This is a genomic window from Micromonospora sp. NPDC023869 (assembly GCF_055559695.1).
Genome location: NZ_JBVHKD010000004.1, coordinates 1 through 12,936, shown reverse-complemented (window position 1 = coordinate 12,936; position 12,936 = coordinate 1). Strand labels below are relative to the sequence as shown.

Below are 12,936 nucleotides of genomic sequence, written 5' to 3'. Positions count from 1 at the left end.
GCGTGACCGGTCTCACCCCGGCCGCGGCGGAACTGGTGCAACGCGCCGCTGGGGTCATCGCGGCCAAGCATCGCGGTGACCTCGGCGGCGCCGAGGAACTCCTCGCCGCGTTCAGTTCCGAGCAGGCCAAGACCCTCGGCTTCTATCTCCTGGCGGACCTGAGCCTCGGACTGCTGCGGACGCAGAGCGGCCAGTCCCTGGACGACCTCGTCCGGGAACTGTCGCTGCTCGTCGCCGCCACCGCGACACCGCCGGACAACTGACCGGGGTGGTGATCCGGTCGGTGTCGCTGGCGCCACCAGACGTGCCGGCGACACCGAGCGGATCACCACCTGTCAGGACCTCCCTGCCCGCCCGCTGCACCGGCAGTGCCCCGGGCGAAGCCCGGTCATGGGGTATCAGAAACAACCTCACCCTGCTGCCACTAGCATGTAGTTGCATACTTTTGGCAATAAGGGGGCGTTGGTGCGGACGGCGGAGATCAAACGGCGCTTCCTGGCGCACTTCGAGGCCAACGGACACACGGTGGTGCCGTCGGCGCCACTACCGGCGATCTCGGATCCGAACCTGCTGTTCATCAACGCCGGCATGGTGCAGTTCGTCCCGTACTTCCTCGGCCAACGGGCCGCGCCGTACCGCAGGGCCGTGTCGGTGCAGAAGTGCATCCGGACGCCGGACATCGACGAGGTCGGCAAGACCAGCCGGCACGGCACCTTCTTCCAGATGAACGGCAACTTCTCGTTCGGCGACTACTTCAAGGCCGACGCGATCCGCCTCGCCTGGGACCTGTCGACCACGCCCGTGGAACAGGGCGGTTTCGGGTTGGACCCGGAACGGATCTGGGCGACGGTCTATCTGGACGACGACGAGGCCCACGACCTGTGGCGCACCACCGGCATGCCCCTCGAGCGGATCGTCCGCCGGGGCAAGGCGGACAACTACTGGTCGATGGGCATTCCCGGCCCGGCCGGCCCGTGCTCCGAGCTGTACTACGACCGCGGCCCCGCCTACGGCGCCGAAGGCGGCCCCGAGGTCGACGAGGACCGGTACCTGGAGTTCTGGAACCTCGTGTTCATGCAGTACGAGATCGCCGACGTGGCGTCGAAGACCGACTTCCGCATCGTCGGTGACCTACCGAACAAGAACATCGACACCGGCATGGGCCTGGAGCGCATCGCCTCCATCCTGCAGGGCGTGGACAACCTCTACGAGATCGACGAGGTGCGTCCCATCCTGGCCCGCGCCGCCGACCTGACCGGCAGGCAGTACGGCGTGCACTCCGGCCACGCCGCCAGCCAGTCCCACCCCGACGACGTCCGCCTGCGGGTCATCGCCGACCACGTCCGCACCGCGCTCATGCTCATCGGCGACGGAGTGAACCCGTCCAACGAAGGCCGCGGCTACGTGCTGCGCCGGATCATGCGCCGCGCCATCCGCGCCATGCGGCTGCTCGGCTGGCAGGACAGGGCCCTGCCCGAACTGCTGCCCGTCGCCCGCGACTGCATGTCCCCGTCATATCCCGAACTCGCCGCCGACTTCGACCGGATCTCCGCCGCCGCCTACGCCGAGGAGGACACCTTCCTCGGCACGCTGCGCGCCGGCACCACCATCCTGGACACCGCGATCACCGAGACCAAGAAGGCCGGACGGTCATCGCTGCCCGGCGACAAGGCGTTCCAACTGCACGACACCTACGGATTCCCGATCGACCTCACCCTGGAGATCGCCAACGAACAGGGCCTGACGGTGGACGCCGACGGGTTCCGGGCCCTGATGACCGAGCAGCGCACCCGCGCCAAGGCCGACGCGAAGGCCCGCAAGACCGGCCACGCCGACCTGTCGGCGTACCGGGCGGTCCTGGACGCTCACGGGCCGACGGACTGGCTGGCCTACTCCACGCTCGACACCGAATCCCGGGTCCTCGCGATCTGGTCCGGCGGCACCACCATCGACACCGCCCACGCGGGCGGCATCGTCACCGTCGCACTGGACCGCACCCCGTTCTACGCCGAGAGCGGCGGCCAGGACTCCGACGCCGGCCTGCTCACCGGCCCGAACCTGCGCGCCGAGATCATCGACGTGCAACGGCCGGTCAAGGGCCTCGTCGCGCACACCGTCCGGATCCTCGACGGCAGCCTCACCGTCGGCGACACCGTCCACGCCGCCGTCGACCCGGAGTGGCGCACCGGCGCACGGCAGGCCCACTCCGGCACCCACGTCGTGCACGCCGCCCTGCGCCACGTCCTCGGCCCGAACGCCTTGCAGTCCGGCTCCTACAACCGACCCGGCTACCTGCGCCTGGACTTCGCCTGGCGCGGCGGCCTGTCCGACGCCACCCGCAGCGAGATCGAGGAGGCCGCGAACCTCGCGATCCGCCGCGACCTGCCCGTCGACGTCCGCTACCTACCCCTGGAACAGGCCCGCGCCGAAGGCGCCCTAGCCCTGTTCGGCGAAACCTACGACGAGACCGTCCGAGTCGTCGAGATCGGCGGCGAATGGTCCCGCGAACTATGCGGCGGCACCCACGTCGACCACTCCGCGCAGATCGGCTCCCTCGCCCTCACCGGCGAATCGTCGGTCGGCGCCGGACAACGCCGCATCGAAGCGGTCACCGGCATCGAGGCATTCCGCTACCTGGCCCGCGAACGCGACCTCGTCGGCCAACTCGCCGCCCAACTCAAAGCCCGCCCCGAGGAACTACCCGACCGGATCGCCACCCTGCTCGCACGCATGAAGCAGATCGAACGCGAAGCCAACGACCTCCGCGACCGGCTGATCGACCTGGACGCCGACGGGTACGCCGCCCACGCCGCCGACCTCGACGGCGTCGCCTACGTCGGCGTCACCACCACCGGCGACGGCCGACGCCTCGCCGAAAAGGTCCGCGACCGACTCGGCCGCCGCCCCGGCGTCGTCGGCATCGTCGCCGGAGCCGGCATCGTCGTCACCGTCACCCCCACCGGCATGGAACGCGGACTCTCCGCCGCCGACCTGATCAAACTCCTGCTCGCCGGAAGGGGCGGCGGCAGCGCCGCACTCGCCCAGGGCAAAGCCACCGGCGACCCCGCCGACCTGCTGACGCGACTGCGCGACCTCACCGCCACCGCATGACCCCCCATCCGGCCGACCTGCTGGCCGGCATGCAGCACGCCGTCGGGATCATCGCGGCCCGCCACCGCGGTGACCTCGACGGCGCCCACGCCCTCGCCGAGGCATTCACCGACGACGCGCACCGCGCCCACGCATTCCTCCTGCTCACCGAACTCGCCCTCACCATCGCCGCCGACAACAGTGGTACCGACCTCCAGACCGTCGTACGCGACATCACCCTCCGCATCGCCGCACTGGCAACCGCCCATCAAGCGGGGTGATGCTTGTCGTGGGCCAAGACAGGTGGTGCTGGTCGGCTCGCCCGTTCTTACTCGCGGTGCCGGTCGGTTCGTGCCCGACAGCGCGGCGAACCTGGCGATCTGTCCGCGCCAGGACGGCAACCATGACGGGCACCGGCATCCGATGCTGCGGCCGCATCGCCGCGTCACCGGAAGCATCACCGCGGCAATCGGCCCGCACCAGCAGCGGTCTTCGCCGCCCCGAGCGAATTAGAGGTCTGCTAGGGTTACTGATCATGTTTTTGCGCCGTTTTCCGGCGCATACGCCGCGTGTGGGGGTCCGAATCCCCCCTCGGACACAAACCATAGCCCCACGGTGTGCGCTGAGATCTACTTCAGCGCGCACCGTTTGCGTTTCTGGCTGGTAGGCGAGCCGGAGGCCGAGTTGCCGGTACACCTCGGCCTTGTCGGCGGGATCGGCGTCGCGGAGCACGGTGGTGATGTCGCCGAGCGCGGTTACCAGGGCCGTGATTTCTGCTCGGCTCATCCGCCGCGGAGTGGTGCCCGCGATCGTGCGAAGGTCTGCTTCCGCGCGGGCGCGTTCTGCCTGGGTCTGCGCGATCCATCCGGTGACCACCGCCGGGTCGGCGCCGGCCTCGAGGGCGGCGCGGTAGCGCTCCAACTTGGCGTCGCACTCGGTGATGATCGTTTGGGCTGCGGTGCCCGTTGCGGGCGGATGATCTAGGGGTTGGGTGTCGGCCATCGACGTGATCGTTTGTTCGAGGTGGTGGGGTGCGAAGGTGGAGGCCAGCCAGGTATCGAGCGGGTCGGTGAGGGCGTCTTCGCGTAGGTACACGTTGCGGGGGTGGTCGACCTGGTTGGCGAGGGCGTACTCCTGGGGAAAGCGGCAGCGGTAGTACGGGTTGCCGTGGTTGTACTGGCCCTGCATGCGTCGGTCGCAGGCGGCGCAGTAGATCAGGCCGCGGAGGACGTACGGGTTGCGGGTTCGCTGCCTGACGTGCTGACCGCCGGTTCCCCGGCCGCGTCGTTGGAGGACTGCTTGGGCCTGCTCGAATGTTGCGTCGTCGATGAGTGGTTCGTGGGTGATCTCCTTGGATGTGACCCACTTGTCGCGGGTGTTCCAGCGCATGACGCCGGTGTGGCCCATTGCCACGTCGTCAACGTCGAGCAGCACCTCGTCGGTGCGTTGCTTGTTCCAGACCTGTCGGCCGGTGTAGCGGGGGTTGGTGAGGATGACGCGGACGGCGCTCTTGGACCAGGCTATGCCGCCGCGGTGGGGGTTTCGGGCGCGGTCGTGTGCTGATGGACAGGGCACGTGATCGGCGGTGAGTCCCTCGGCAATGGCGAAGAGACCGAGACCGGTGAGGAACTCGGTGAAGATCCGCCGGACGATCGGTGCGGTCTGCTCGTCGGGCGTGAGGCCCTTGAGGCATTTGCCGTCGGCCGCCTTGGCGGGGTTGGGGTGAGGTCCGAGGTCGCGGAGGGTGTAGCCGTAGGGTGGGCGTCCGCCGAGGTAGCGGCCCTCGAGAAGGGTCTGGGCGGCCATGGCGGTGCGGACACGGAGCTTGATCCGGTTGCGTTCGCCCTTGCTCATGCCGCCGAAGACGGACATGACAAGTTCGTGGGCCTCGTTGTCAGGGTCGATGGGGCCGCCGATCTCGGGGACCCAGAGTTCGACGCCGTAGTGGGCGAACAGCGGCACCGTGAGACCGAACTGGTTGCCGTAGAAGGCACGGTGAGGTTCGCCGACAACGACGGCGGAGAACCCGCGCCGTGGGTCGCGCAGCGCCGTGAGAAGCAGACTGGCCTGCGTCCGGCGTTGCCAGGGAAGGGAGCGGCTCTGGCCGACGTCGAAGTACTCGGTGACGATGCGACCACCCTGCGGCTGGATGAGTGTGGTCGCGCGGGTGAGTTGCCAACTCCGGGAGGATTCGGGGTCCTGGTTGTCCTCGGTCGAGACGCGGCCGTAGAAGGCGAAAGGTTTCGGTTGCGGGGTGGTCATCCGTTCTCCTCGATCGAGTTGTCCGTGCGGCGGTCGTTGACGCGTCTGAGCAACTTCAGTAGGGCGGCAGCGGCCCCGGGGTGCAGCTCAGGTAGCTGGCTGGGGACCTCCACCCTGATGAACACGGTCGTCGCACGCCCATCGACGTCGCCGACCGTCCATGAAGCGTCGCCTTCGCCGGACCGGTCAAGTCGCTTGTCCGGTGCGGCGCACGTCCCCGGAACGGACTCCTTGTGTTGCTGATGTTGGTGACCCGACGGCAGAGTCATGCGCCTCCGTCCGGTGGCGGACCGGGCGGAGACATCCGTCGGTCGGGGTACATCGTTTGCTCCTCGGCCTCCGCGACGCCGTTCCGAGTGCGGGTGGGCTGGAGGGCGATGCGGGCATTGGCGTCGTGAGCGAGGGGGTTTGTTGTTCTGCAGCTCGATGCGTTGGAGGCGCGCGTCGTGTCGGATGGGTGGGTCGTCATGGAGGGTCCTCCGAAGGTGGTTCGAGTGCCGATGGCTCCGGCGGGCATGAAGAAGCGGCCGACGCCATCAGGCATCGGCCGCTCGTTGAGCAGGCACAGGCGTTACATCTCTGCGGTTGTCATTTCCGTCGGGGGGATCGAGTCAGTACAGCTGGTTGCGCCAGGCAGGTAGTTGGCGGGCCGCGGCGAAGGCGAGGTTGAGCCCCACCGGCTGCGCGGGTTCGCCCGATGATCTCGATGGTCTGGAGCAGGTAGGACGTGGCGGCGTCAACGTCACGATGAAGGACGCTGGCAACGGCGAGATTGCCGAGGACGACGCGGTCGACTTGCGACGTGCGGCGATGAGTTGTCGGGCCCTTTCCAAGGCTGCCATGACATTGGCCGGGCTGCTCAGAGATGGCTAGCAACAGCCCGCAAATCGCGCGGGATGGCTAGAACAGAAAAGGGCAGCGGCCGGTTCCCCGACGATCTACGGAGGTGAAGTGATCTTCAGCGGCACCAAGGGAGTTGAAGCAGTCCCGGGCCTGGCCGAGCATCGCGTGCGCCTCGGCCGCATTAACTCGATTGGCGGCCGACGACCACCCGGAGTCTCCCACGTCGAACCCGGTCAGCGCGGACTGGGCGATGCGCGGGGTTCATGGCGCTCGCGTTGCACCGGCTCGGCAATCGACTGGCTTGACCTTGCGACACACGGTTTAGGAAACCGATGCTCTATCCCCTGAGCTACGAGGGCGCGAGGGCCCAGTCTAACGGCCTGCGGGTTGACCCGGGGTGGCAGGGAGTGGCCTGCGTTGACCTGGGTTGTCCCGGCTGGTCGGGGCGGCGGATGGCCACACGCCGATCACATCGACCACGTCTGCGGTCGTGGTCGTTGGCCTGCTTTGACCTGGTGTGGCACCGGATGACCCCGGGTGGTATTGGCTGGAGAGCACACGCCGCACACATCATTCAAGATCATGGTGGTTGTCCGGGTCAGGGTCGGAGGGCTGCTGGCGGACGGGCGTTGGCCGTGGCGGCGGCTGTCGGCGTGGGGCGTGGTGGTCAGTTGATGACGCGGATGTCGGGCCAGAGCTCGGTGGCGGGCGAGTCGTTGGCGGGAGGTCTCTGGGCTGACTCTGGTGGGGTTGCGTCGCCACGCCACCCGGGCGGCGGCGGGTCATGAGGATCCCTGCCCATGTGCTGCCTGCCGTAGGTGAAGCAGTCCAGACACACCTTCCGGCCCGAGGCAGCCCGGTAACGCTCCTGGGTGCGTATAACCTTCTCCCCGAGCGCCGACATGGCGGCGCACTCCTTGGCCTTGTGGGTGACGCCCTTGAAGGTGTAGGTCTGGGTGCCGGTGGGTCGGGGTGCGGCGGTGGGGCCGCATACGCGGCAGAGGGTCAGGCCGCCGATTCTAAAGATCCTCTGGCCGGGTGGCTGGTGCGCCTCGATGGCAAGTGCTATGGCAAACGGCTAGCAAACGCCATGGCACTTGCCATCGAGGCTCGGACGGCTACCAGTCGTCCTCGTCGTCCTCGGCCACCTCATCACCAAACCCGGCCGGCAGCATCAGCCGGCATTCCATCGCAGCACCGTTGACCCGCACCGCCAACATCCCCCACCTGATGAGACGGTCCAGGAACGTCAACAGCAGCATCTCCACAAACCGGTCGTAGCGGAGCATCCAAGACGGGTCGTCGTCCTGGGTGCGCAGCCAGTCAGACAGCGGCCCGGTGTAAAACGCCTCCAAGTGGAAGTCGTCGTAGATGCCATCCTCATCGTCGGCGGTGATCAGCAGTGCCACAGCGATTGGCATCAGATGTGGGTGGTCGGGAAGCAGCAGGGTTTCGAGGTGCGGCCCCCACTGGTCGGGGATGACGAAACGGGCGTCGGGGTGCCGCCGCCATCCGTCGTCGTCAACGATGGGGTGACCGGTCAGCAGCGACATAGGGGAGTCTCCTTCGATTCGGGATCGCATGGACGGTGCGCGCCGCGCCGCTCACCTGGCCTGGGTAGGCGGCGCGGCGCGTCGAGCGGCTAAGCGGACAGGGCTTAGGTCACGAGCGGATCGAGGTGCTGCCCGACCGCACTGCCGACACGCTGGAAGCGTGGCTGCGCGAGCATCCCGGCGTCGAGGTCGTGTGCCGCGACGGCTCGGCCACCTACGCCGAGGCCATCCGCCGCGCCCTGTCCAACGCGGTGCAGGTCGCCGACCTGTGGCACCTATGGCACAACCTCTGCGAAGCCACCTGCAGCGAGGTCAAGGCGCACAGCACTTGCTGGGCCGGCGTACTGGAGGCGCCCCTTGATGACGGGCCCCGCGCCCAGACGGCCTTGGAACGCTGGCACCCAGGTCCATGACCTGCTCAACCAGGGCGTGGACCTGCTCGAGTGTGCCCGCCGTCTGCAGTTGGCTTTGAACACCGTCAAGCGCTAGGCGCGAGCAGACCGGCCTGAGCGGATGCTCTGCGTCCCCAAGTACCGGGCCAGCCTCGTCGACCCCTACCGTGAGCATCTGCGCAAACGTCGAACCGAGGATCGCGCCGTCGGCGTCAAGCACCTCTTCGAAGAGATCAAGGCCCTCGGTTACACCGGCTGCCTCAACCTGCTGCACAAGTACATCAACCAAGGCCGCGCGGACGCCGACCGCAGCCACATCTCCCCCCGCCGGCTCACCCGGATGCTCCTCACCAGACCCGACGACCTCACACCTGAGCACCAAGATCTGCTGGCACGGCTCACCGCAGCCGGCCCTGAGATGACCGCACTGGCCGCCAGCGTCGGGCGCTTTGCCGCATTCCTGACGCCTCGGCCGGAAATCGTCGACCGGCTCTCGCTCTGGATCGTCCAGGTCCGCGCGGCCGATCTGCCTCATCTGCCGCGCCTTCACCCGAGGCCTGGAACGCGACCGCGACGCCGCGAACGCCGCCCTCGCGCTTCCTACAGCAACGGCCCCACCGAAGGCGTCAACACCAAGACCAAACGGATCGCACGCCAGATGCACGGACGGGCAGGCTTCACCCTGCTCCGCCACCGCATGCTCCTCGGATAGCAGCACCCTCCGTCACCACCGAATGTGAGTCAGGGCCGTTCGTTTGACAGACCCCTGCGGGTCGATGGAACTATGGAACATGGTCTGCTTCGCGGCCGTTGACTACGAAGGTAACGCTATGTCTGGCGCGGGTCACGGCTACGTAGAGTCGGTCTAGCGCTCGCAAGGATGATAGGTCTGCGGTCCTCAGGTACTTGAGCATGGGCTGCGTAGGAAAGATCAGCACTCGATCGAAGGTGCTGCCCTTGGAAAGGCCAATGTTCATAGCTGGTAGCTCCAGCGTCGATGTCGTGACGCGGTCACGAAGAACCTTCGACGAGTACTTGGCGACGTAGGCAAGCACGTCCTCCTCGGCGACCTTGAAGACTCCGTCATGGCCGGTCTCAGTTAGGTTCCGGGACTTGGTACGCGGCAGGGCCGGGTATAGCCGGTCGGCCCAGTCGCAGATGTTCTGGTGGCATCGCCAGCTCTCGGCGCGCATCTGAAGTTCGCAGGTGTGCTGCCGTTGCTTGATCCAGTTCATGATGCCGGTGCCACGATACTTCTTGTTCCGGGGGCCGTTGTTCGTGGCGAAGGTGTGCTGGCGCGGATCGCCGACGACCGTGACTCTTATGGTCGAAGCGAACAGTTTGTCGACGAAGTCGAGGTCGTAGCCCACGAGGTCCTGGAACTCGTCGATGTAGATGTCGTCATACATCGCCTCGAGGCGACGTACGACCGCCCCGGCGGAGGCGTCGTCGGCGCGGCAGGCGAAGTCGGCTACCCCGTCGCGGTACATATCACCGTGCCTGTCGAAGTAGTAGGCGAGGACGTCGTCCCGGCGTGTGAACCTCGACCGGCTCCCGTCGAAATTCAGTGACCGGATGTGGTCGATCCTCCCAGTGACGCAGCTCTGGAACGGGCGGGCCGCCTGGTGGATGAGGAACGGGAACCACGTTGTGGTCGTGACGTGTCCAGGGATCACCCCGTTGATCTCCAAGATCCGTCGGCGAATCTGGGCGAGGTTCTCCTGGGTGTACGTCGTGATCAGGGCCCGTCGGCCGGGGTCGGCCAGCGCGGTTTCGATGATGAGCTGGGTCTTGCGTGATCCGGCTGCGGCGATGACCGCGAGGTTACGGGCGGACGGCATCACGGATGTACTGCGGCATGGTGATGGCTTGGTCGGACTCGAACACGGTCAGCGCCCAACTGGTCTTGTTCGCCGTCATGTAATCGAGCATCTTCTCCTTGGTCGCGTAGCTCTTGCCGAGGATTTCGTTCATGCGCTCAAGGCCATTGGCGGCTAAGACCTGCGGTTCGAGAGTCTTCTCGTCACCGACGCCGATGTGGATCGAGATGAAACTGTAGGAGGTGTATGCGGCATACTTCTCCAGCATCCGAGCGGCGTCACCGTCGTTGTCGTTGACCACGGCGACGGGCTTGGCGAGCGGCACGGCGAGGTCGAGGAAGCGTGCGGCCGACAAGCCCCGCACGTTGATCACGTCCACCCCATCGGCGATGGGTTCACGGCCGTGTTCGTCGTGATACGCGCGGGTGACGATGAGCTCATCCGAGGGACCTTCCACCAGGATGGCGCGCTTGGCCAGGACCAGACGCAGGGTGTCGTAACCGGAGAGCTTCTTGAAGTAGTCGACGGTGTCCTTGCGCAGGTCTGTGATGCGTTGCCCACCGGTAGGAGTCAGCAGGATCAGTTCGTCGAGCCCGAGCTTGTTGAGAATGTAGGCGCTGTGAGTAGTCACCAGGACCTGCTTGCCGGCGCATCTCTGGCCGATCTTGTACACGAGCTGGTTGAGCGACGAGAACGACAGGTGGTTCTCGGGCTCCTCGATCAGGACGACGTGTGTGTCGGCGATTTTCTCGTTCAAGGCCAGAAGGATCTTGAGGCTGCTCTGCTCGCCCTTGCCGACGTACGGGAAGGGCAACTCATTGAGATGCGGTACGAGACTGCGTTCCCAGCCAGCCCGCTGTGAGATGTCGATGGAGAGTGTCAGCTCGCGGTCGCTGATCTCGCCACGCTCGCCAGCCAGCTTGTTGTTGATCTCCTTCACCGCCCCGATTTCGCTGAAGGTTTCACGAAGGCTTCGATACGACCGGGACAGCTCTACGCGCTCCCGGGGCTCCAGGCTGGCGCCGATGATCGACTGGAGGTAGGCGTCCGCTCCGTTCTGCAGCCGGATGGCCGTCGCGTCGATCAGCGATGCGGTCGCGGGAACGCCGCGCGAGGTGACGGCCGCGGCGGCGAAGTTTGACCATTCGACCTGGTAGTACTCGGTGGGCACCCAGTTGATTTGTGTAGGGTCCCGGGTGTACTCCGCGTACTCGTCGATGAAGTCATCGTTGAAGGCGATGCGGACCTTGACTCCCGGCGCGACCTCACGTAGGGAGTTGTTGTTCCCCCTCAACGGCGCGAGATCGTCGTTGTCATGGAAGTAGACCTCGATGAGAATCGTCGGCGGTATCGCGGCGCGCCGCTCGCGCATGGCCGCGATGTACTGACGCGTCGCGTCGAGGTTGACCAGGAACGGTGACAGCTCTGCTGCTATTTGGTTGCCGCGAAGCCGGCCGGTGAGGGCGAGGTTGATCGCCTCTAGGAGGTTGGACTTGCCGACGTCGTTGTCGCCGACAATTACGTTCATGCCAGGGTTCAGCTCAAGCACGAAGTCGCGGAACACCTTGTAGTTCTTAATGATGATCTTCCTGAGCACGGTGGGACGACTCCTGGCGCTCGGCGGCTACGGCACGCAGGGGAAAGACTCACGATTCCTGCTGTCCTTGGGTCTCTTCTCACATTGCGCGGATCCTACAACTCGCCGTCACGCCCGTGTGCGACAGTGCCACTCGTCGGTGGCGTATCTAGGCGTAGTGGATGGTGATTTCCATGGTGGTCACGCTAGTTGCGGCTCGGTGACCGGCGGGGATTAGGTGCTCCTGGACGCTCTTGCCCAACCCGATCGTGGCGCACAGCACTGCCACCAACACCGCAGGGTCGGCGATCGGATGTTGTCCTCAAGTGGCTCAGCCAGCTTGTGGGCGGCCTCGTCAGGCGCACCGACTGGCGGGCGTATGTGGGAGCAAGGGGCATCGATCTATGGACTCAGCGGCCGGGAGTGGTTCGCCGATGCCTGGGGCGGTGCTCTCCTCGCCGGACAGAGGTGTCGGATCCGTCAGGGTCCGCGACTCCTGGACCTCGCGGAGGATCGACACCGCGAGCATGGTGGCGATTAGCGCGTTCACCGGGCGTGTACTGGACACTATCTACGGTGTGTGCGGTCGCGTGACGGTTGGCCCGGCAAGGTATCTCGTCCTGGCCTGGGCTGAAGGTATCGAATATCCGCAGGAGCGGCCACAGGGCCGCTGAGAGCCGGAAGTCCTCCATCTTGCAGTCGCGGTTGTTCTTGATCTTCGAGACCATCGGCTTGTAGAAGCGAAAGCTCGACATGTCATCGAACAGCGTGCCGCGCAAGGTCGCATCGATGATTTTCGTCGCTAATGGGAGTTGCCCCCTGGTCCTGGACACTTGAGCCTTGGATCGTGATGGTCCGGGGAGATCAGGAGTCCCTGACAGATGGTGATGAAGCACTACCCCGCTGAGTTCAAGGCCGACGCGGTGGCGTTGTACCGGTCCCGGCCGGGGGCGACGATCGCGCAAGTCGCTGACGATCTCGGGGTCAACCGGGAGACGTTGCGTAGTTGGGTCCGCGCCGATGATCAGCGTCGGGGAGCGTCGGGCGGGCCGGCGGTGCCGCCGGTGGCTGGCTCGGTGGAGGACGAGAACGCCGCGTTGCGACGCAGGGTCCGTGAACTGGAGGAAGAACGGGACATTCTGCGGAAGGCGGCCCGGTATTTCGCCGGGGAGACGCGCTGGTGAACCGCTTCCAGTTCGTCGCAGACCTTCAGCAGCGCTACGGCGTGAAGCGGTTGTGCAGGGTCATCGGGGTGTCTCGTTCGAGCTTCTACTACTGGCGCTCGGCCGCCGAGACGCGGGCCGTGAGGGAGGCCGCGGACGTCGCTCTCGTGAGCCGGATCCGGGCGGTGCACGCCACTCACGACGGAACGTATGGAGCACCACGGGTCACCGCCGAAC

General features: G+C 66.3%; 12 protein-coding genes. 8 read left to right on the top strand and 4 right to left on the bottom strand.

The genetic code is table 11. The annotated features are described in order from the left end of the window. Nucleotides 1-2 precede the first annotated feature (2 nt). The 3 genes from ACZ31C_RS13400 to ACZ31C_RS13390 all read left to right on the top strand — a co-directional run bounded on the left by ACZ31C_RS13400 (nt 3) and on the right by ACZ31C_RS13390 (nt 3,371). Complete coding sequence (locus tag ACZ31C_RS13400; protein WP_465795507.1) at nt 3-263, top strand: superoxide dismutase; 261 nt, start codon at nt 3-5, stop codon at nt 261-263. 202 nt (nt 264-465) lie between these two features. Then, complete coding sequence (gene alaS, locus ACZ31C_RS13395) at nt 466-3,111, top strand: alanine--tRNA ligase (protein WP_465795506.1); 2,646 nt, start codon at nt 466-468, stop codon at nt 3,109-3,111. Continuing rightward, on the top strand, nt 3,108-3,371 hold the full coding sequence (locus ACZ31C_RS13390) for a superoxide dismutase (RefSeq protein ID WP_465795505.1): 264 nt from the start codon (nt 3,108-3,110) through the stop codon (nt 3,369-3,371). The genes alaS and ACZ31C_RS13390 overlap by 4 nt, the downstream gene beginning before the upstream one ends. Here ACZ31C_RS13390 and ACZ31C_RS13385 read toward each other — a convergent pair. Further along, nucleotides 3,325-5,352 (bottom strand): recombinase family protein, encoded by a 2,028-nt coding sequence (locus ACZ31C_RS13385; protein ID WP_465795504.1) that lies wholly within the window; start codon nt 5,350-5,352, stop codon nt 3,325-3,327. The two genes, ACZ31C_RS13390 and ACZ31C_RS13385, sit on opposite strands and share 47 nt — an antisense overlap. Before the next feature lie 666 nt (nt 5,353-6,018). Here ACZ31C_RS13385 and ACZ31C_RS13380 point away from each other — a divergent pair. Continuing rightward, a complete protein-coding gene (locus ACZ31C_RS13380; RefSeq protein WP_465795503.1) occupies nt 6,019-6,225 on the top strand; it encodes a hypothetical protein in 207 nt (68 codons plus the stop codon). Between the two features lie 1,088 nt (nt 6,226-7,313). Here the strand turns inward: ACZ31C_RS13380 and ACZ31C_RS13375 are convergent. Further along, nucleotides 7,314-7,748 carry a hypothetical protein gene (locus tag ACZ31C_RS13375; protein WP_465795502.1) on the bottom strand — a complete coding sequence of 145 codons (435 nt, stop codon included), beginning with the start codon at nt 7,746-7,748 and terminating at the stop codon, nt 7,314-7,316. 125 nt (nt 7,749-7,873) lie between these two features. On the opposite strand from ACZ31C_RS13375, the gene ACZ31C_RS13370 reads away from it, so the two are divergent. Beyond that, on the top strand, nt 7,874-8,161 hold the full coding sequence (locus ACZ31C_RS13370) for a transposase (protein WP_465795501.1): 288 nt from the start codon (nt 7,874-7,876) through the stop codon (nt 8,159-8,161). Nucleotides 8,162-8,261: 100 nt separating this feature from the next. Then, a complete protein-coding gene (locus tag ACZ31C_RS13365; RefSeq protein ID WP_465795500.1) occupies nt 8,262-8,852 on the top strand; it encodes a transposase in 591 nt (196 codons plus the stop codon). 70 nt (nt 8,853-8,922) lie between these two features. On the opposite strand, the gene ACZ31C_RS13360 is transcribed toward ACZ31C_RS13365, so the two are convergent. Both ACZ31C_RS13360 and ACZ31C_RS13355 read right to left on the bottom strand, forming a co-directional pair. Beyond that, the gene (locus ACZ31C_RS13360) at nt 8,923-9,981 is read right to left on the bottom strand and encodes a UvrD-helicase domain-containing protein (RefSeq protein WP_465795934.1); all 1,059 of its coding nucleotides are present in this window, start codon (nt 9,979-9,981) and stop codon (nt 8,923-8,925) included. Further along, nucleotides 9,965-11,557, bottom strand: a complete 1,593-nt coding sequence (locus ACZ31C_RS13355) for an ATP-dependent nuclease (protein WP_465795499.1) — start codon at nt 11,555-11,557, stop codon at nt 9,965-9,967. Before ACZ31C_RS13355 ends, ACZ31C_RS13360 begins: the two co-directional genes overlap by 17 nt. An 860-nt stretch (nt 11,558-12,417) precedes the next feature. On the opposite strand from ACZ31C_RS13355, the gene ACZ31C_RS13350 reads away from it, so the two are divergent. Further along, nucleotides 12,418-12,720: a transposase gene (locus ACZ31C_RS13350; protein ID WP_465795498.1), complete on the top strand. Its 303-nt coding sequence runs from the start codon at nt 12,418-12,420 to the stop codon at nt 12,718-12,720. Continuing rightward, nucleotides 12,717-12,936: transposase (locus ACZ31C_RS13345; RefSeq protein WP_465795497.1), on the top strand; the 220-nt coding region annotated here is incomplete at its 3' end. The genes ACZ31C_RS13350 and ACZ31C_RS13345, both read left to right, overlap by 4 nt.

Coding starts and splice junctions, on each gene's coding strand:
- ACZ31C_RS13350 (WP_465795498.1), top strand. CDS start 12,418: ATGGTGATGAAGCACTACCCCGCTGAGTTCAAGGCCGACGCGGTGGCG.
- ACZ31C_RS13360 (WP_465795934.1), bottom strand. CDS start 9,981: ATGCCGTCCGCCCGTAACCTCGCGGTCATCGCCGCAGCCGGATCACGC.
- ACZ31C_RS13385 (WP_465795504.1), bottom strand. CDS start 5,352: ATGACCACCCCGCAACCGAAACCTTTCGCCTTCTACGGCCGCGTCTCG.
- ACZ31C_RS13375 (WP_465795502.1), bottom strand. CDS start 7,748: ATGTCGCTGCTGACCGGTCACCCCATCGTTGACGACGACGGATGGCGG.
- ACZ31C_RS13365 (WP_465795500.1), top strand. CDS start 8,262: ATGCTCTGCGTCCCCAAGTACCGGGCCAGCCTCGTCGACCCCTACCGT.
- ACZ31C_RS13390 (WP_465795505.1), top strand. CDS start 3,108: ATGACCCCCCATCCGGCCGACCTGCTGGCCGGCATGCAGCACGCCGTC.